The 20,847-nt window shown below is 54.3% G+C and carries 10 protein-coding genes and 4 pseudogenes; 3 read left to right on the top strand and 11 right to left on the bottom strand.

Annotated elements, in window-relative coordinates; all coding sequences use genetic code 11:
- Positions 1-17: 17 nt before the first annotated feature.
- Positions 18-1,189, bottom strand: a pseudogene (locus tag OZX57_RS04105) (sugar-binding protein).
- A 196-nt stretch (positions 1,190-1,385) separates the two neighbouring features.
- Between OZX57_RS04105 and OZX57_RS04100 the strand changes: the two are divergent.
- The 3 genes and pseudogenes from OZX57_RS04100 (at position 1,386) to OZX57_RS04090 (ending at position 4,047) form a co-directional block, all read left to right on the top strand.
- Positions 1,386-2,542, top strand: a pseudogene (locus OZX57_RS04100) (ROK family transcriptional regulator).
- Positions 2,543-2,582: 40 nt separating this feature from the next.
- A complete protein-coding gene (locus OZX57_RS04095; RefSeq protein ID WP_277162825.1) occupies positions 2,583-3,440 on the top strand; it encodes an ATP-binding cassette domain-containing protein in 858 nt (285 codons plus the stop codon).
- A gap of 172 nt (positions 3,441-3,612) precedes the next feature.
- Positions 3,613-4,047 carry a hypothetical protein gene (locus tag OZX57_RS04090; RefSeq protein ID WP_277162824.1) on the top strand — a complete coding sequence of 145 codons (435 nt, stop codon included), beginning with the start codon at positions 3,613-3,615 and terminating at the stop codon, positions 4,045-4,047.
- On the opposite strand, the gene metF is transcribed toward OZX57_RS04090, so the two are convergent.
- The 10 genes and pseudogenes from metF to hemW form a co-directional block, all read right to left on the bottom strand.
- Positions 4,031-4,882 carry a methylenetetrahydrofolate reductase [NAD(P)H] gene (gene metF, locus OZX57_RS04085; protein ID WP_277162823.1) on the bottom strand — a complete coding sequence of 284 codons (852 nt, stop codon included), beginning with the start codon at positions 4,880-4,882 and terminating at the stop codon, positions 4,031-4,033. The two genes, OZX57_RS04090 and metF, sit on opposite strands and share 17 nt — an antisense overlap.
- 77 nt (positions 4,883-4,959) lie before the next feature.
- On the bottom strand, positions 4,960-7,302 hold the full coding sequence (gene metE / locus OZX57_RS04080) for a 5-methyltetrahydropteroyltriglutamate--homocysteine S-methyltransferase (RefSeq protein ID WP_277162822.1): 2,343 nt from the start codon (positions 7,300-7,302) through the stop codon (positions 4,960-4,962).
- A 184-nt stretch (positions 7,303-7,486) separates the two neighbouring features.
- A pseudogene (locus OZX57_RS04075) lies at positions 7,487-8,677 on the bottom strand (hypothetical protein); the annotation flags it as partial.
- Positions 8,678-8,962: 285 nt separating this feature from the next.
- Positions 8,963-9,910, bottom strand: a complete 948-nt coding sequence (locus tag OZX57_RS04070; protein WP_277162820.1) for an NAD(P)-dependent oxidoreductase — start codon at positions 9,908-9,910, stop codon at positions 8,963-8,965.
- 44 nt (positions 9,911-9,954) lie between these two features.
- Complete coding sequence (locus OZX57_RS04065) at positions 9,955-10,815, bottom strand: ATP-binding cassette domain-containing protein (protein WP_277162819.1); 861 nt, start codon at positions 10,813-10,815, stop codon at positions 9,955-9,957.
- A gap of 420 nt (positions 10,816-11,235) precedes the next feature.
- Positions 11,236-12,459, bottom strand: coding sequence for a glycogen synthase (gene glgA, locus OZX57_RS04060; RefSeq protein ID WP_277162931.1), 1,224 nt, complete (start codon positions 12,457-12,459; stop codon positions 11,236-11,238).
- Positions 12,460-12,537: 78 nt separating this feature from the next.
- Positions 12,538-12,990: a tripartite tricarboxylate transporter TctB family protein gene (locus OZX57_RS04055; protein WP_277162818.1), complete on the bottom strand. Its 453-nt coding sequence runs from the start codon at positions 12,988-12,990 to the stop codon at positions 12,538-12,540.
- A 129-nt stretch (positions 12,991-13,119) separates the two neighbouring features.
- Positions 13,120-14,661, bottom strand: a complete 1,542-nt coding sequence (locus OZX57_RS04050; RefSeq protein WP_277162817.1) for a glutamate synthase subunit beta — start codon at positions 14,659-14,661, stop codon at positions 13,120-13,122.
- Positions 14,661-19,245 (bottom strand): annotated as a pseudogene (gltB, locus tag OZX57_RS04045) (glutamate synthase large subunit). Before gltB ends, OZX57_RS04050 begins: the two are co-directional and overlap by 1 nt.
- Before the next feature lie 209 nt (positions 19,246-19,454).
- A complete protein-coding gene (hemW, locus tag OZX57_RS04040) occupies positions 19,455-20,780 on the bottom strand; it encodes a radical SAM family heme chaperone HemW (RefSeq protein WP_277162816.1) in 1,326 nt (441 codons plus the stop codon).
- Between the last annotated feature and the right edge of the window lie 67 nt (positions 20,781-20,847).

Here is a 20,847-nt window from a genome sequence, read left to right as displayed (position 1 = left end):
GAAAATGACCAAACAACTTACTTGACATCTGTACCTTGAGTAAGGGCATTGAACCGATCCTGAGTAAGGTAATTGGCTTTGACCAGCTCGCCGAGATTGTCTTTAGTGATGTTCTGTGGATTCAGCAACTTTGAAGGGACGTCGATATCGTTGTTATTGAATTTGCCGTTAAGTCCTGTGACCTTCTTGTTCTGGGCAATCTCGAGAATCATGTCATAGACCGCATCGGCGAGCTTGTTCACGTCCTTGAAGACCGTCTGCCCCTGGGTTCCTTTGGCAATGTTCGCGACAGCAATTTCCATAGCATCTTGGCCAGTGATATAGGGCCAAGTATCAGTGCCTGGCTGCATATCGGGGCGTTTCTCCTGAATGGCATTGATAACACCTTGAGAGATGCCATCGTAGGGGCTCAGTACCGCATTGAGCTTCTCACCATGAGAATACGTCGAATCAATGATCGACTCCATGTCTTTCTGGGCTTGTTCAGCTTTCCATGATTGCACAGAAATCTTCTGCCAATCGCTCAGCTTGAAATCGGCCTTTACGCCGCCACCGTGATTCGAGGGACTGACCAGCACACCAGACTTGAAATACGGTTGCAGCAGCTGCCAAGCACCCTTGAAGAAGTATTTAGCGTTGTTGTCATCTGGCGAGCCAGAGAAAAGCTCGATGTTGAACGGACCTTTGGCGCCCTTCTTCAGCCCGAGCTTATCAATAAGATAGTTAGCCTCAAGCACACCAGTCTGTTCGAGTTGGAAGGTCGCATAGTAGTCAACGGCCTTGGTATTCATAATGAGACGGTCGTAAGCGATGACCTTGGCTCCGGCGTCTTTAGCCTTTTCTACAGCTGGCCCGACAGCAGTTCCGTCTTTGGAAGCCACCACGACAATCTTCGCATTGTTGTTGACCATATTCTCGATATCGGCGTTCTGTTGCGGAGGTTTATCATCGGCAAAGGAAAGAATAACCTTGTACCCCGCATTCTCGAGCTTTTTCTTAAGATTGTTGCCGTCTTTGTTCCAGCGCGTTCCTCGGACTTGGTCGGCATTGAGATACCAATGGTGTCACCTTTTTTGATTTCGCTTCCACCATTCGCCGATTGGCCGCTACGCGATGATCCACACGCTCCAACACTCAGACACATCACCGCGCCTAGCGCCAAAGCAAGAGCCTTCTTTGGTAACTTCATGTTTTTTCCTTCGCTTTTGAGGGATTGATTCCAGACCATTCTGGAATTTATGATTATTCTGCCCTTTTTATGTTAAGTTGTCAAATTCAATACTGCATTTTTTACTTTTTTAGTTTCAGTTCTCAAATTTAATGTATTGTCGTATATTTCCGGAAAAGTAGCGTTAACCGCCCCTTTATCGGTTATGCTTGAACATATGGCACGTTTATTTGGCTCTCAGACTTCACTTCGCAAAGCAAATCGCGAAACGATACTTGAACATATTCAGCATTTTGGAGCCATGACCCAAATCGAACTTGCTGAATCAACCGGCCTTTCCACCGCCACCATCTCAACTTTGGTCCGTCAGCTCGTGGAAGAGAATAAACTCACCACCCAGAACACAGTACGCAACGGTCGACGAGCAGTGCTTGTCACACTAGTCAGACAGCATGGTCTGAGTATCGGCATTCATATCAGCCGCCATGACCTACTACTGACTATTATCGATGCATCCAAAGAAGTCGTCGCAGAACACAACCTTCCGTTGGCCAAAAATCACAAGGCCGACACAACAATCGAACGCGCCATTGTACTTGTCAACGAAACCATCAACAACATCGGCGCCGAGCCCAGTGAGATCCTCAGCATAGGCCTCGCCGTTTCCGCGCCAGTGAACAACAGGACCCATACTGTCTCTTTGCCTGGAGTTTTGCCGGGATGGGAAGGATTAGATATTGCGTCCCCGCTATCCAACACATTCCATGTGCCCGTCATTGTCGAAAACGACGCCAATGCAGCAGCCGCATGTGAGAACTCCATCGGTGCAGTCCAAGGCAAACCCGACTTCGTCTGTGTCGAAGCGGGAGAAGGAACGGGTGCAGGAATCGTTATCAACGACGCACTTTGGCATGGTGTCACAGGAATGGCTGGTGAAATCGGACATATACAAGTAGACCCTTTGGGCAGTATCTGCACCTGCGGCAATCGAGGATGCCTCGACACGGTGGTCGGCGAAGACCGTCTGATTTCATTGTTGAGTGTCACTCACGGCAATATGACGCTGACCGATCTGGTGTCTTTGGCGAATCAGGGGGATCCAGGGTGCCGTAAGGTCATTTCCGACGCGGCAGTTCGCATAGGCAATGTCTGTGCAGACCTCTGCATATCCGTTGACCCTGAGGTGATTGTTTTAGGGGTAAACTCTCCCTAGCGGGCAAGGATTTTATCGACCCGTTTTCAGAGGCATTGCAAAGATTGCTTTTCCCCTATGTTTTGAAGCCCATCGATGTAATCCCCGCAAAGTATCCCGTCAATGGAGCAGCTTTAGGCGCAGCGATTCTCGCTTTGCAAAACATTGAAAAGCATAATTAGGATATACTACTCACCAACGAGTTTTACGAAAGAGGCAAAGATGTCTGTTTACAATGAAGTGCCATTGATGAGCATGCACAATGTAACCGTACGTTTTGGTTTCATCGAAGCTCTTAAATCAGTCAATTTTGACATCTGGCCAAAAGAGGTTGTCTCCATCGTCGGAGACAACGGTGCCGGCAAATCAACAATTATCAAGTTGATGGCAGGTTTGCTACAACCAAGCGAAGGAAAACTTGATTTTCAAGGCAAGCCCACCTGCATACACAGCATCCGTGAAGCAAACGACCTCGGTATCGTCTCGGTGTTTCAAGGACAGGAATTCTGCAACAACCTTGATGTATCATCAAATCTTTTTCTGGGGCAGGAATTACATGACGCCCATGGCATGAGAGATGACATGGCGATGAATACCGAAGCACGAAAAATCCTGCAAGAATTCGACTCCCCCATCCGCGTAGGACAACCGATTTCATCGCTTTCGACAGGTCAACAGCAGACAGTGGCCCTAGCAAAAACGATGCTCAACAACCCGAAGCTCATTCTCTTGGATGAACCCACTTCATCGTTGTCGATGATGCAAACAGCGGAAGTGCTAAATTACATCAAGCGATTACGGTCGCAAACTCGCTCGGTTGTTTTGGTAGGACACGACCTCCCCGATGTCTTCGCGGTCAGCGACCGCATCATTGTTCTACGCCACGGACGGATCAAGGGAATACATGAAACAAACAACACCAGCTATGAAGAAATCATCGCCGAAATAGCCGGTGTCGACGGAGAAATTAGCCCATGTGAATCTGAAGGAAGATTACAGCAGTACCAGAATGCCGTCAAACGTAACAGGCTTATTGACAGGACCAAAGAACTGCAAGATCTTGACGACGGAAGTCAATGAAAGACGATTTGCTACAATGCCTTAAGATATCTCAGATTTCTGCCGAACTTCTGACCATCGTTCAACACGTCGATGACGCATGCATTGAAGCATTTTCATCACGTAGGTAGGATTTCGCAAATTCTACTTTATGGAAAATTAACGCTTGCCAACAAAATCAAATAGGAGCACTATGAACACCATTAATCTCATCGTCGCGATTTGTTCAGGTCTTATAGGTCTAGCCTTAGGCATCTTTTTCGGCGCAATGCCAATGCGAACCTTCAAGACGACGGAAGAGCAGAACCGTTGGCAACAATGGCTGAGCATCGCTTTCATCATCTTGTTTTTTGTGCTTATCTATTTCAAGCAGGACGTCGCTTCATGGACCATACTCATTGCGGCCATTGTCGGCATAGCAATCGCCAAAATTCCGCCGATTCACGCTTGGTTTCTCTCCAGATTTGCCATATTTCAGCCCAAAAAACAAGAGAACTCTAGTTCCGTCAATTCAAGTCCTCATCACAGGACAAAGAAGAAGACCAATGGCAAAAACATCGACATGTTCATTAATTGCCATCGCTCCATAAAACCGTTCCCACTGAAAAACCCTATTCGACAACCTTAAACAGCGGCTCGACGTTGGACCAGATGCGGCGAGCAAGAGCAGGACGGTTCATGGTGTAGAGGTGAATGCCATCGACACCATGCGCCACCAGATCGGCGATCTGCTCGGAAGCATAGACGATACCGGCCTGTTGCAGGCTTGGAGTATCGTCGCCCCATTTGTCGACAAGGCGTTGCACGGCAGAAGGAATCTCGGAACCGTTGCGTGTGGTCATGTTGTTGACGGATTTTGCACTGCGTATCGGCATGATTCCGGCCTCAATCGGCACATCGATGTCCTTCGAACGTGCAAGGTCGAGGAAGCGGTAGAAGTCCTCGTTGTTGTAAAACAGCTGGGTGATCAGGTGGCTGACGCCCGCATCGACCTTCTTTTTGAGGTTGTCGACATCCTCTTCGAGGCATGATGCTTCCATATGGCATTCGGGATAGCAAGCACCGAAAATTTTCATATCGGGATCGACCTCATGGATATAAGCGGCCAAATCACTGGAATGCTCAAACACACCGCACGGTTCATTGCCTTCAACGGGGTCGCCTCGCAAAGCGAGCACACCAGTGACGCCTGCCTTGTGGAACATGTCAAGCGCCTCATCGACGATTTCCTTGTCGCTGTAAAGCGCCGTCAGATGCGCAACGGCAGGAATACCGTATTCATGACGGACGGTATTGGCGATGCGCGCAGTGAGACTGCGATCGTGCAAGGCACCGTGCCCATACGTTACTGAGATGAAATCAGGGTTGACCCCTTCCAACCCATCCAAGGTGTCATAGATAGTGCCTACGGGTGCATGGCTTTTCGGCGGGAACACCTCTAACGAGAAAATCGGCGAATGCATATCTTGTCTCCTGTGACAAATCGTGTGGCCGGCATCGTACTGATGTCGGCCACACACTGGGATTAATGAATACTTATTTAGCGGCGCACGGCCTGCGAACCATCTGCAAGTTCGGCACGAACGATCTTGGCAGCCTCGACCATATGCTCAAGGCTTGGCCAGGTTTCCTCGTTGCCACGAGTTTTCAGACCGCAGTCGGGATTAATCCACACACGGCTGGCATCGGCCTTCTTAAGAATGGCGTGGATACGGTCAATCAGTTCCTTCGTCGACGGGATACGCGGCGAGTGGATGTCGTAGACACCTGGGCCCACTTCAGTCTCGAAGTGCGCGTCGTGGATGGCGTCAAGCACGACGAGATCACCACGAGAGGCCTCGAACGAAATCACGTCGGCATCCATGTTATCGATGTCCTTGATGATGTCGTTGAACTCGGAGTAGCACATATGCGTATGGATCTGCGTGGTCGGCTTGACAGCAGAATGCACCAGACGGAAGGCAGGAATCGCCCAGTCGAGGTACTTCTTGTGCCAGTCGGAACGGCGCAGCGGCAGCTTTTCGCGCAGTGCGGCCTCGTCGATCTGAATGACCTTGATACCGGCGGCCTCGAGGTCGAGCACCTCATCGCGGATGGCCAGCGCCAACTGTTGGGTCTGCAACTCGTTGCTGATGTCCTCGCGCGGCCACGACCAGTTGAGGATGGTCACCGGGCCGGTGAGCATACCCTTAACGATGTGGTTGGTACGGCTCTGGGCGTACTTGCTCCAGCGCACCGTAATCGGCTCGGCGCGGGAAACGTCACCCCAGACGATTGGAGGCTTGACGCAGCGGGTGCCATAGGACTGCACCCATGCGTTCTTGGTGAAGAGATAACCGTTGAGGTGCTGGCCGAAGTATTCGACCATGTCGTTGCGTTCGAATTCGCCATGGACGAGGACGTCAAGACCGATCTGCTCTTGATGGGCGATGACCTCGTCGATTTGTCCGGCGATGAAATCGTCGTAGGTCTTCTGATCGATTTCGCCCTTGCGAGCCTTGGCGCGCATCGAACGAATCTCACGGGTTTGCGGGAACGAACCGATGGTGGTGGTCGGCAGTTCCGGCAGATTCAGATCCTCATGCTGCAACTTCCTGCGCTCGGCACGAGCCGGCTGACGGACGAAGTCCTTTTCGGTAAGCGAGGCGAGACGATTGGCGACGGCCTGGTCGGGAACGATACGGCTACCGTCGAACAGGGCCTGATTATCGGCCAACGTCTGCGATTCTTTGCGCAACGTATCATCGGCATCGGCCAAGTTAGCCACGTCAACCAGCTCACCGACCTTCTCGACAGCGAAGGCGAAGTGCTTGAGCACTTCAGGCTTCAAACCGGTTTCTCCTTCGGTACTGAACGGCACGTGCAGGAGCGACGAGGCCGTCGACACTGCGACCTTATCTGTCTTGGTCTTCAGCGCATCAATCAGTCCAAGGCTCTGTGCGTAATTGTTGCGCCAGATGTTGCGGCCGTTGATGACACCGGCGAAAATCGTCGTGTTCTCGGAGACGCCGTATTTTTCGACTGCGGCAAGATTCTCGTCGCGTCCCTCGAGCAAATCAAGGCCAACTCCATCGAATTCGAAGAGGTTCACGGTTTCATAGATATCGGCGATGTTGCCGAAATAGGTGTTGAGCAGCACCTTGACATTCTTGCCGCTCTCCGCATCGTTGCGTGCGGGCAAAATGGCAGAATACAGAGCCTTGAAGAGCTCGACATCGCCGTCCTCCTTGTCGAGGACCAGATATGGTTCGTCAAGCTGCACCCAAGCTGCACCCAGTTCGGCGAATTTGCGGATGATTTCTGCGTACACACCGGAAACGGCATCAACCAAACCGCGGTCAAGTTCCAGCTCTTCTGCCTGCGGATTGCGCGCCAACTTGAGGAACGTATAAGGGCCGATCAACACCGGCTTGGTCAGAATGCCCTGCGCCTTTGCTTCGTTGAATTCGTCAAACGGCTTTGTGGAATTGAGCTTAATCTGGGTGGAGGTGCTAATTTCGGGAACCAGATAGTGGTAGTTGGTCGTGAACCACTTCTTCATCGGCAGTGCAGTGACGTCACCTTCCGGGCCCTGATAGCCACGGCCCATCGCGAAGAGCGTATCCTCGGGATTCTCGAAGGAAAGACGACGATACCGCTCGGGAATCGCGTTCAGCAGGATGGCAGTGTCGAGCATCTGGTCGTAATAGCTGAAATCGTTGCTGGGGATGAGTTCGACTCCGGCGTCGGCCTGCAGCTTCCAATGCTCGGCGCGCAGCTGCTTGGCGGTGGCACGAACATCATCAAGGCTGGCCTTGCCCTTCCAATAACCTTCGATGACTTTTTTGAGTTCACGATCGCGCCCAATGCGAGGGAAGCCGGAAACCGATGTAAGAGCTGACATAATTCCTCCAGAGATTGACAGACGACTAATGAAAAGCTTAGCAAAAATCTCTGTTCAAAGGGCATCAAGCTACTTAAGGTGTCGTTATAGATTCAAGTTATATAAGCGTTTTCTGCCCATTCCTGTCAGACATCGGTCCGACCCAATAATCAGTTCGTCACAGGATCTATTCTCTTTCATCCTCGTTGATTTCATGCAGCTGATCAGACAAATCTCTGAGGACCTTGCGCAGTTTGCGGTCACTGATGTCACGGAGTTCAAGGTCAGCCAGACGCGATTCACGTTCTTCGTCGGTAAGGGAATCGATATCGGTGACAGTGTCTTTGGTGGCGCGGTCGCGCTTATGCAGCGCCTCGAAGCCAGGAGCCATCGCACGAGTGACGACAAGGAAGCCGGTGTGGCCAATCATTTGGTGATCGGGACGTACGGCGAGGCCCTGGGCCTTCCATGTGCGCTCGAAGGTCTCCTGCACTTCTGGCTCGGTCCAACAACCGGTCTCGCGCAACGCCTCGCAGAAACGGGACATCTGCGTGGTCGTGGTGATATAGGCAGTCAGCACACCACCAGGAGCGATGACGCGATAGGCTTGTTCGAGCCGGTTCCACGGGTCGAGCATGTCGAGCACGATACGGTCGAAGAGAGAAACCGAGGGCTTATTGGCATTGGCGGCAGAGTCATTGGTCGACTCCGATAACGCATTCTTAACGTCACTGGTGTCTTCCAACGGAGCTGAAGATAGTACGGCATCTTTTTCAGCGTCATCACTTTGAGATTCGATACTTTCGGCAAGCTTTCCAGCGACCGTATCGAAATCGCCGGTGAGCAAATCCCACCATTCTGGGCGTTTACCGTAATAGAGCGTCGCGTTGGCCTCGGCTATCTTGGCGAATTCGGGACGCATCTCGATGGTGGTCAAATGGCCGGACTCCCCCACAGCATCCAGCAGGTTGAGGCTCATCGCGCCACTGCCGGCACCGGATTCCAGCACGTTGAGGCCGGCGCGGATATCGCCAAGTTGAATGACCTGTGCGATGTCTTTAGGGTACATGATCTGCGCGCCACGAGGCATCGAAAGCACGTAATCCGCAAGCCTCGGCCTCATTACCGCATAGTCCCAGCCGCCAATGGCACGGGCGGCTTTCCAAGGTTTCGGCTTGTCATGACCAGGTGTGCCCCCGCTGATCTGCGCCTCGCGCTTGGAAGTAACGGTAGTGACAACGATGCCTTCGCTTGAACCGATGACATCATCGTGCAGGATGATGCCGTGTTCGGTCTGGGTGGAGCCGCCGGTGACAAGCTGGTCAGTGATCTTCTTGCCTTTGCGATCCGTGAACTGGACCTTCTCCCCCGCTTGCAGTGCCCCACGTCTCGGCATACCGACTCCTATCACTACGTAATATTGCATGATGACGGACTATATCTTGACAACGTCATCCTGCCTTATATTCTCACGTCGCCTCGATGGACCGCAACAAACAGAAAATCCAAGCACGAATCTTTCGAAACCGTGCTTGGATTTATTATTTTTTACAACTCACCGATTCCCAATCAGACGGCAAAGACCACACAACGTTTGCTGGGGACTCAAGGCAGCAGGCAAAGTTTCAGCAGTCCACCTTGTAAACCGGTTCCTTGCCTTCGCTCACGCGCTTGACGTCGGTCATGCTGTGCATGACCATATTGCGCACCGAAGTCTCGGTATAGTAGGCGGAATGCGGAGTGCGATGACATTGTCCATCGCCGAAAGCTCGCGATAGAACTGCGGGAGCTGGGATTCATTGTCGAACCGCTTCATGAACAGTCCGGTTTCCTCGGCAAAAACGTCGATGGCAGCTCCGGCAATCTCATGGTTCTTGAGCGCAGCAATCATGGCCTGCGTGTCGATCAGCGGGCCACGCGCCTGGTTGACGATCAACGCCGTATCTTTCATCATCTTGAACTGCTCAGCACCAATCATGCCGACCATATACGGCTCGAGCGGAGTATGGAGCGTCAGAATATCGGCTTCGCGCACCACGGTGTCGAAATCGGTATATTCAAGAAACGCCTCATTGGCTGCGTTGGTAATCAGATCATTGCCGATAACGGTGGCACCCAGAGCGTGGAAGAGTTCAGCCACGGCCGAACCGATACGGCCGACACCGATGATACCGACGGTCTTATGATAGATCTCATCGCTCATTTCCTCGGAAACTCGCACGAAATCGCCTTTGCGCTCGTTGCCCAGAATCTGACCGTAATGGCGCAGCAGATACATGACCGAGGCAAGCGTGTTCTCAGCGACCGCACGCGGCGAATAGGCAGGGGTATGCGTGACCAGAATATGATATTTCCTCACGTAATCGAGATTGAGGATGTCGAAGCCAACCGTACGTAGCGCGATGTGATGAATATCGTAGTCGACCAGCTTCCGGTAGATTTCCTCGTCGGCAACATCGGGAACCTGCTGCAGGCTCACGGCGTCATAGCCGTGGCCCTTGGACATATCAATCGTCTCGAGCGTAAGGTCATCCGGCGTCGTCACTAGTTCGTCTTCTGGATGGTTCTTCAGCCATTCATCAACGTAATTCTGTCCCTCAGGACGGATGTTGTATAACAGAACTTTCATTACTGCCCCTCCTTACATTCTTCAACCATGAACATTATCGGAAATTATTTATTCTCAACAGCATAGGCCGACCAGCGACCTTGATCATGATTCACTTTGAGCGGCAGACCGAAGATATGGCTCAGCCGTTCGGCGGTGAATCCGTGTTCCAGGTCACCGGTGTAGATGATGGTGCCAGGCTGCGGGTCGGCTCCGGCGACGTTGTCGGCGTGGGCGTCGGTCTCATTGCCTGCCATGCGTCCCATAATGGCGACATGATCGAAGCCTTGCGGAATCTCTTCAAGACGATGGGTCACCAAAAGCACCGTTCGATCGGTGTCGTACCTGCCGATGTCACTCAGCGCACGCAACGCCAGCTCGCGACCACCCAAATCAAGGCCGGTGGTCGGTTCGTCAAGAATGAGCAGGTCGGGATCTCCCATCAACGCACGGCAGATGAGCACCCGGGTTCGCTCGCCTTCCGAAAGTTTGAACATCTGCTTGCCTTCGAGGTATTCGATGCCGAACATGGCCATAAACCCTCGCGCCTTGTCATAATCGGCCTTCGTGAACTGTTCGCGCCAACGGCCGGTGGTCGCGGTGAGCGCCGTCAAAATGACGTCAAGCGGATCCTCATCGTTGGGGAACGAGCGTGACAATTCCGCAGAACTCAAGCCGATGCGATTCCGGTAGGAGAATACATTGACCTTGCCAAGCCGGTTGCCAAGGATATCAACGGTTCCGACAGAAGGAAAACCACGTGTAGCCATCATCGCCACAAGGCTGGATTTGCCGATGCCATTGGGACCGAAGAGCACCCATTTCTCACCCTGTTTGAGATCGAGGTTCACGTCCGTCAGAATGACGCGACGGTTCCTGCGAAATTCTACATTGCTCAGTTTCAACGCCGAAGCAGCCTCGCCCATCCTTTGCCCCTTCATCACGGTTATGTATTCGATTGCATCAATATGTCTTGCTTTCAAACACTAATCTGGGAAAGGCATGAAACCGGTCCGAATTCCATATTTTGACGAAGAGGTCGGTGGCTCAGGTGAGGAAACTTGCCACCAAAAAATCACGACAAAGAAATAAAGGCAAGCACCTATGACGATTTTAACGGTATGAAACTTCCGGTTTTTGCCGAAAGCGGCAGAAAAGCACAGCGCTGTTGCCACCACGGCGACGACAAAGATGCATCCGTATAGTATGTACTGGAACATCTCATACCTTCCTGTCGAGTCCAGAGACAACCGTCAGTGGACTTACTGCCAGAATAGCATTGACACCCCAATCAATGCTTCAATATAAATCTAACATTCCATGGCAATATGACCAAAAATATATGGTTAAGCCAGAACCTGCCGATACACATGCATCGTTTCATCGGCTATGCGTTCCCAACTGAACTCGTCTCGGGCACGCGCGTATCCCGCCTGCCCCATTTCTTTGGCGCGTTCGGGGTCGGCCATGAGTCTGTTGATGGCAGCGGCCATATCATGCACGAACTCATCGGGATGGTTCGGCGTTCCGCTGCCGTCGTGCTTCTGGTCAATTGGCACGAGATAACCAGTCACGCCGTCAACGACCACCTCAGGAATGCCTCCGGTCGCACTCGCCACCACCGGCAAGCCGCAAGCCATGGCTTCCAGGTTGACGATGCCGAGCGGTTCGTAAATGCTTGGGCAAACGAATGCATCACAGCCATGTTCAAGTGCATTGAGTTCAGGACGTGGCAGCATCTCCTCGATCCAGATGACGTTGCCGCGTTCCTGCTCGAGACGAGCGAAAGCAGCGTGCACTTGTTCACCAAGTTCTTTGGTGTCGGGAGCACCTGCGCACAGCACAACCTGGATATCCTTGTCGATGAGATGAAGGGCCTCCAGCAGATACGGCAATCCCTTCTGTCGTGTGACACGACCGACGAAAAGCAATGTCGGCCTGCTGCGGTCGATATGATAACGGTTGAAGACGCCCCAAGCCGGATCGTCGGGTTTCGGGGTAGCGAAATCGGCCATGGTAATGCCGTTGTGAACCACCGAAATCTTGTCCGGGTCAATGGACGGATAGGCCGTCAGAATATCCTGTTTCATTCCGCCCGAAACGGCGATGACACAGTCGGCGTGCGTGAAGGCATCACGTTCGGCCCATGAGCTCAGATTGTAGCCACCGCCGAGTTGATCGCGTTTCCAAGGACGAAAGGGTTCGAGACTATGCGCAGTGACGACCAGCGGAATCTCGTGCAGTTGCTGGGCCAGTCTTCCGGCAAGGCAGGCATACCAGGTATGGGCGTGAACGATATCGGCATCGACATCGTTGGCCATCTGCAAATCCACACCAAACGCCTGCAGAGCGGGATTGTCATGCGCGACTTCGGCAGGCACATCGTAGCCCACCACACGCAAGTTACCATTTTGAACATGTGGGATATCAGCCGAATTCCTAGGCCCATCGAAAGCACGAACCGTCACATCGGCACGTTCAGCGAGCACTTTGGAGAGCTTCTCAACATGCACTCCCGCACCACCATAGACGTGTGGCGGGTACTCGCGAGTCAGCAAATCAATCTTCATATATGCCAATCAACTCAACTTCTCTGAAATAGGAGCCAAACGCTAAGCCAACGAAACGGCACCCTCAACCAACTGCAATCAGATGGCCGTACCGTTATCGTCAAGGTTCGGGTTGTGACGATAATTGCCAGCCGTGAAGAAAAGACTCAGCACACCGACCACAAAAACGGCGGCAACGGTAATAATCAGCCACATCGGATGCTTGGGAACCCACATCAGAACCGCGAACGCAATGGCGGAAAGAACAATCAATGTCCAGCTGATGATTCTGAACCACTGATGCACCGAATGCGGCGCTTTCATGACCTTCGGATCGCTGTAGTTCGGGTCAAGATTCGCCGCCGGCGCCACGAGCTTCTCGGCCTTGGGCTTCCACTCGGTGCCACCGTTCTCTTCAAGACGACGGCTGCGCTCCTGCAGCGAATATTCGTCGATAAGGCCACCGCGGCCACGATTCTGCGGCTGATTAGGCTGCGGCACCCCCTTGCGGTTCTGCTTGGCTTGGGCCCGGCGTTCGGCGCGATTCGGCATCTCAGTTCCTTTCAGCTGTTGAATTTCAACCTATGTCTAGATTTTAGTCCGACCTCTGCCAAGCCAGTTCGCACTCGGTTTTTTGCCGCTATTACTGCCCTTAGGTAAGCCTTTCAGGCATTCAGCATCTCAGACCCGCGGCAACACCATAGGCTTTTGTGTGGAGACAATCGGAGAAGGCAGTTCAGTGGTGCCGTTGAGGAAGCGGTCCACCGCGGAAGCGCAGCTACGACCTTCGGCTATCGCCCAAACCACGAGGCTCTGGCCACGGCCCGCATCGCCACATACGAACACGCCATCCTGGCTGGTCTCGAATTTCTTGTTCCGCGCGACATTGCCGCGACCATCAAGTTCTACGGGCATCTGTTCCAGCAATGTGGAGGTATCCGGATGCAGAAAACCGGTGGAAATCAGAACCAGATCGGCATCGATAACGCGTTCGGTACCCGGAATATGCTCACGTCGTCCGCCATCAGTGTTTCTGACGTCAACGACCTTCACGCCGGTGACGTGACCGGATTCATCGGCGACAAAGCCGCTCGCCAAGCCGGTTTCGTCGAGGGTGACGCGTTCGGCGGTTTCGATTTCGTCCACACCGGTGAAACTGACGGTATCGGTGCTGTATTCGTAGGTGCCGCCTTCCTCCATCGAGGTAGTGGGCTGGTAAAGGCGCGCGTAAGTGGGCCAAGGCTGGTTATCCGGGCGAACCGTCGGCTCCTTGGGATTGATCTGCAAAACGGTAATGCTGGTGGCACCTTGACGAATAGCAGTGCCGAGGCAGTCCGAACCGGTATCGCCGCCACCGATGATGACAACCTTCTTGCCGTTGGCGTCGATATCGTTGATCGGTTCCTTGCCTTCGCAACGTCGGTTGGCATCGGGCAGGAAGTCCATGGCGAAGTGAATGCCGTCAAGCTCACGACCAGGCACGTTCACATCGCGAGGAACACCTGAACCGATGGCAACGACCACGGCATCATAACGGGAACGCAGTTCGTCCCAGCTCACGTCCTTGCCGATTTCCATATTGGTACGGAAGACGGTGCCTTCGGCTTCCATCTGCTCGATACGGCGGTCGATGAGGTGCTTGTCAAGTTTGAAGGACGGGATGCCGTAGCGCATGAGACCGCCGATTTCGTCGTCACGCTCATAGACGACGACGGTGTGGCCGGCGCGAGTCAGCTGTTGCGCACAGGCGAGGCCTGCAGGGCCTGAGCCGACGATGGCGATGGTCATGTCGGTGAGGCGTTGCGGCGGCATCGGCTTGACATAATCAAGTTTCCAAGCTTGGTCGATGATAGTTTGCTCGTCGGCCTTGATCATCGTCGGCGGCTGGTGGATGCCCAAAACGCAAGCCTGCTCACAGGGCGCCGGGCAGATCAGACCGGTGACCTCGGGGAAATTGTTGGTCATGGAAAGCCGCCGGTAGGCCTCTTCCCACTGGCCCTGACGGACCAGATCATTGAAGTCCGGGATGATGTTGCCCAACGGGCAGCCAGTCATGCAGAACGGAGTGCCGCAGTCCATGCAGCGTGCAGCCTGTTCCTTGGTCCATGGCTGGAAGCCGGATTGGGCGTGTACATCCTTCCAATCGTGGATACGTTCAGCGACCGGACGGTCCTGCGCCTCGTGGCGGGTACGTACTTTCAGAAATCCTTTGGGGTCGCTCATCAGTCCACTCCTTCCATCACATGCTCGTAGACATCATCCCATGCCCCGGGAGCGTTGAAATCGACGTCGTTCGCTTTAGCTTCTTCCATGGCCGCACTCATTGCGACAAACTGCTTGGGCACGACGTGGGTGAAGCGTGAACGCGAGACTTCCCAATCATCAAGCAGCGCCTGTGCGAAAGCGGAACCGGTTTCCTCGGCATGCTTCTTGACCATCTGGCGGACATGCTGGGCTTCGGCGTCATCCAACGCTTCGAAGAGCAGAGAACCGGACTTGACGGCCCCGGGATTGACCTTGTTCATATCCAAATCAAGCACGTAGGCGTGGCCTCCGGAGAAGCCGGCGCCGAAGTTACGTCCGGTCGGGCCGAGCACCACGACAGTGCCGCCGGTCATGTATTCGCAGCCGTGGTCGCCCACGCCTTCCACGACGAACGTGGCTCCCCGTTACGAACGGCAAAGCGTTCACCCGCACGTCCGGCGACATACATCTCGCCGCTGGTGGCACCAAAACCTGTCACATTGCCGGCGATGACGTTGGTGTGCGGGTCAAAGTTGAGTTGGCCGTCTTCCGGACGCACGATAACACGTCCGCCGGAGAGCCCCTTGGCCGCGTAATCATTGACTTCGCCACAGATGCGCAAAGTCTCGCCGCGTGGGATGAACGCACCGATGGACTGGCCGCCGGAACCACGCAGGGTCATATCGATGGTGTCATCGGGCAGGCCTTGTGCACCGTAACGCTTGGTGATTTCGTAGCCGACCATCGTGCCGACGGTGCGGTTGACATTGCGGATCGGCACATCAAGACGAACCGGCTCACGGTTGTCAAGCGCAGGCTTGACCAGTCCGATAAGTTCGTTATCGAGTGCCTTGTCGAGCTCATGGTTCTGTGGAATGGTCTGGTGCAGAATCGTGCCGGGTGTCGGACCGGATTGTGCAAGAACGTTGGTCAGATCAACACCATTGGATTTCCAGCGTTCAACGGCTTCGTCCTGATCGAGGCATTCGACATGGCCGACGGCTTCCTCGATGCTATGGAAACCGAGTTGCGCCAACAGTTCACGTACCTCGCGGGCGATGAACATGAAGAAGTTGACCACATATTCGGGTTTGCCGGTGTAACGAGCACGCAGCTCCGGGTCCTGTGTGGCGATGCCCTGCGGGCAGGTGTTGAGATGGCAGGCGCGCATCATGACACAGCCTTCGGACATCAGCGCCGTGGTCGCAAAGCCGAATTCCTCAGCGCCAAGCAACGCTGCGATGACCACATCGCGGCCGGTCTTGAGCTCACCGTCGCATTGAACCACGACACGAGAGCGCAAGCCATTCAAAATCAGCGTCTGCTGGGTCTCGGAAAGGCCGATCTCCCAAGGGGTACCGGCATGTTTGATGGCATTGAGCGGAGCCGCGCCCGTACCGCCGTCGGAGCCGGAAATCAACACCACGTCGGCATGGCATTTGGCCACACCTGCCGCCACGGTGCCCACACCGAATTCGGAAACGAGTTTGACGTGAATTCGCGCCTTGGGGTTGGCCATCTTCGCATCGTAGATCAGCTGTTTCAGATCCTCGATGGAGTAGATGTCGTGGTGAGGAGGCGGAGAAATCAGTTCGACGCCAGGTGTGGCGTGGCGAACCGTGGCAATCCACGGCGGTACCTTGGCTCCGGGCAGATGACCGCCTTCGCCAGGCTTGGCACCCTGTGCGAGCTTGATCTGCAAGTCGGTTGCATGGACGAGGTAATCGCTCGTGACGCCGAAACGTGCAGAAGCAATCTGCTTGATACGACTGGAACGCATCGGGTCTGCGATGCGGTCATCGGATTCTCCGCCCTCGCCGGAGTTGGAACGCGCGCCGATGGAATTCATGGCAATGGCTAGCGTTTCATGCGCTTCCTGAGAAATGGAACCGTAGCTCATTGCACCGGTGGAGAAGCGTTTAACAATCTCACTTTCCGGTTCGACTTCCTCAATCGGAATCGGCTTGCGATTGCCGGTGAACTTCATCAGTCCACGCAGTGTCATCAGCCTGTTGGACGTGTCGTTGACGTGCTGCGAATACTTCTTGAACAGACCATAATCGCCACGCTGGGTAGCTTGTTGAAGAAGGAACACGGATTCGGGATCGTTGAGATGATCCTCTCCGGTTCTCCTCCACTTGTATTGCCCGCCGATACGCAGTCTGCGGTGCGGGGTCGCCGTCCATTGGTTCGGATAGGCGACACGGTGGCGAACAGCGACTTCTTCGGCAATCTCGTCGAGGCCGATGCCGCCGACACGTGAGGTGGTGCCGGTGAAGTATTTGTCGATGACGTCCTGATTGAGACCCACGGCTTCGAAGAGCTGCGCACCGCGATAGCTCATGATGGTGGAGACGCCCATCTTGCTCATAATCTTCAATACGCCGATGGAAAGTGCCTTGCGCAAATTCTCGACTCCGGTTTTCGCATCTACGTCAAGGAAGCCGCCACGAGCCAGATCCTCCACGGATTCGAAAGCAAGGTATGGGTTGACACAGGCCGCACCATAGGCAATCAGCAGCGCGACATGATGGATTTCGCGCACATCACCCGCCTCAACGGCCATCGAGACCTGCGTGCGGGTATGGGTGCGCAGAAGATGATGTTGTACGGCGCTGGTCAGGAGCAGCGAAGGAATCGGCCCCCACGTATGGTTGGAATCGCGGTCGGAAAGCACAATGAAGTTTTTGCCTTCGGCTATGGCATGGTCTACCTCGTCGAAAATCTCATCAAGCCGAGCCTCAAGCGCTTTGCCGCCGCCAGCAACCTGATAGAGACCGTGGACGACGAACGGCTTGTAGTAGCCGCCGAGCACCTTGGCTCGATCAAGGCGCTTCAGCTGGGCCATCTCATCGGAATCGATGACGGGGTTGGGAATGACGATCTTCTTGGCGGAAAGCTCCAGATCCTCAAGCAGGTTGGGTTCCGGACCGATCGCCGAGGCCAACGAGGTGACGATTTCCTCACGCTCCCAATCCAGCGGCGGGTTGGTGACCTGCGCGAACTTCTGGGTAAAGTAGTCGAAGAGCATGCGACTGTTCTTGGAAAGCACGGGCTGCGGAGTGTCATTGCCCATGGCGCCGATCGGTTCCTTGCCGGTATTGGCCATCGGACGCAACAGGATTTTCAAATCCTCCTGTGTGTAGCCAAACGCACGCTGACGGCGGACAACGGAAACGTTGGAATGACGAACATGCTCGCGTGCCGGCAAATCACTGAGACTTACGGCATTGCCCTCGATCCACTCGCGATACGGATGCTGGGTGGCGAGTTGATGCTTGATCTCGGCATCAGGTATGAGGCGACCCTCTGCGGTGTCAATAAGGAACATCTTGCCCGGTTCGAGCCTGCCTTTGGTGACGATATGTTCCGGTTCGGTTTCCGGTAACACTCCAGCCTCACTGGCCAGTACGACATAACCCTCGTCGGTAATCTGCCAGCGTCCAGGGCGGAAGCCGTTGCGGTCGAGCTGAGCACCTACCAGCGTGCCATCGGTGAAGATGATGTCAGCCGGGCCGTCCCAAGGCTCAATCAAAGAATTGTTGTATTCATAGAAGGCTCGTACGTCAGGATCAAGCGTGTCGTCCTTCTCCCAGGCCGGAGGCAACATCATCAGCACGGCGTGCGGCAGGCTGCGCCCAGCTAGGTGCAGCAGTTCCAAACACTCGTCAAAGGTGCCGGAATCGGAATACCCTGGCGTGGCGATCGGCAGCAACGGCTCGAACTCCCCAGCAACTTGCTGCTGAGTTTGCCTTCACGGGCGGAAAGCCAGTTGCGGTTGCCTTGGATAGTGTTGATCTCACCGTTGTGCGCGATGAGACGGAACGGCTGGGCCAGAGGCCAGCTCGGGAAAGTGTTGGTAGAGAAACGTGAGTGGACGATGGCGACAGTTGTCTTCATCTTCGGATCGTTGAGGTCCGGGAAGAAGTTGGTCAGCTGCATCGTGGTCAGCATGCCCTTGTAAGTAATCGTTCGAGCCGAAAGCGAAGCGAAATAGACACCGGCTTCGTGTTCGGCACGTTTGCGCACACGGAACGCCTTGCGGTCAAGCTCCAGCCCACCCAACGAATCCTGATTATCCTGCTGAGGTGAAGCCATGACCAGCATCTCGAATGCCGGCATGGAGGCCAACGCCTGCAGCCCCAGTCCGTCTGGATTGGTCGAAACCGTGCGCCAAGCAAGCACTTCCAGCCCTTCTTGCGCTACGATATCGGCAATCTGGCGTTTCTGCTCACTAGCTGCAGCCAAATCGCGGTCAAGGAAGGCGATGCCTGCGGCATAATGACCGGCTTCAGGCAAATCGGCCTCCACAACGGAACGCATGAACTCGTCAGGCATGGCCATAAGGATTCCGGCACCATCGCCGGTGTTCTCCTCGGCGCCGACAGCTCCACGATGGTTCAGATTGACGAGCACTTCGATGGCGTCATCAACGATTTTCCGTTCCGGCCGCTTGTTCAACGTGGTGACCATGCCGACACCGCACGCGTCGTGCTCCGCCGCCGGGTCGTACATACCTTGCGGGCGATGAATCGTCAAATCGAGTGGGGTCTTAAGCGTCACCACAATCACCTCTAACTTCCGAAAACAGATGCCATCCGCAAGAGCTGTATTGCATTGCAAATACATGCAAAGCCAAAGCGGCTTTCATAGAATATCGTCATGTCATGTCAGAAATGTGTCGCCGTCTACTTTAAAGCAAAATCTTCCACATCGTGGACATCACTTGTCGAAATGACGAATAGCCATCGGAACATTCCCCCGACTATTCGCTACCAACCGCAGATATCCAGCACCTGTTCGATCACGGTGTCGTTGAGAAGACGACCGCGCAGAGTCGGGACAATACGATTGTCGTCATGGATTTCTATCAAGCCAGATTGCTCGATTTCTTTGAGTTTTCCACGGTCAACGACATGTCCGGAAGCCTGTTCGATTCTGGAGATATCGATGCCCTCACACAACCGCAACCCCAGCATCACCGTTTCCTCGAGATTTTCCTCGTGGGTGATAGCCTCATTGCCTTCCCATGGCACATTGCTAGCATGCAACGCTTCGGCCCATTTTCTTGGATGTTTGATATCCCACGCTCGGACACCGAACTGGTTGGCATCAGTTTGCAGACTGTTTTCAACATCAGTTTGGGCTTGACCATCTGACGCACCGCGTTCAATCTGAGCAGTGCCGGTCTTTCTGAACCCGTCTTCATCGATATCGCGAGCGCCGGAATCGACATGTTCCTGCCATGCGCCAACATTCGACGTGCGATAGTGCGAGTGCGCCCCGGGACCGATGCCGGCCCAATCGACGTTACGCCAGTAACCTAGATTGTGACGACTCTCATAACCGGGACGTGCCCAGTTCGAGATCTCATACCATTGCAGACCGGCCTGTTGAAAAAGGTCGTCGGCAATCTCGTACTTGGCCGCCTCATCGTCGTCATCGGGTTTGGCGATAGTACCAGCCCTGATCTGCCGGCCCATCTTCGTAGTGGGCTCAACAGTCAGCGCATAAGCCGAAATGTGGTTTACACCCAATTCGATGGCGGTTTCGACGGACTTGCGCCAGTCATCCATACTCTCGCCAGGAGCCCCGTAAATAAGGTCCACGCTGGAACGCAACCCCACCTTGTTCGCTGCTTTCACTCCGGCGGTCACATTGGCTGGAGTATGCGTGCGGTCGAGCGTTTTCAACACATGCGGCACAGCCGATTGCATGCCAAAGGAAATACGTGTGAAACCGGCCTCCGCCAACGTTTCCAGATATCGTTCGTCTACCGTATCAGGATTGGCTTCAGTAGTAATTTCCACACCGTCCTCGAGACCCCACGTGTCCTTGACCGCGCGCAACATTTGCCCAAGGTCCCGCGCTGGGAGCAGTGTCGGCGTCCCGCCTCCAAAGAACACCGTCGACGCTTTCGGCTCACTGATTCCATGCCGTTCCTGCCATGCCTTGACAAGTCGCATCTCGTCAATGGCAAGGTTTGCGTAGTTGCCGCGTGACGCACCGCCACCCATATCGACGGCCGTGTAGGTGTTGAAATCGCAGTACCCGCACCTCCGGTAGCAGAACGGCACATGAATATAAACCTCGAACATAGCCTTCTACCCTAGCGTGAGCCCCTGCCCGGCCTATATGGCTTGCGTAAGATCCAACTTATAAGCT

Source organism: Bifidobacterium sp. ESL0682 (genome assembly GCF_029392815.1).
Lineage (GTDB): Bacteria > Actinomycetota > Actinomycetes > Actinomycetales > Bifidobacteriaceae > Bifidobacterium.
Note: the sequence above shows the minus strand (reverse complement) of the source record. Positions and strands in the feature narration are given on the sequence as shown.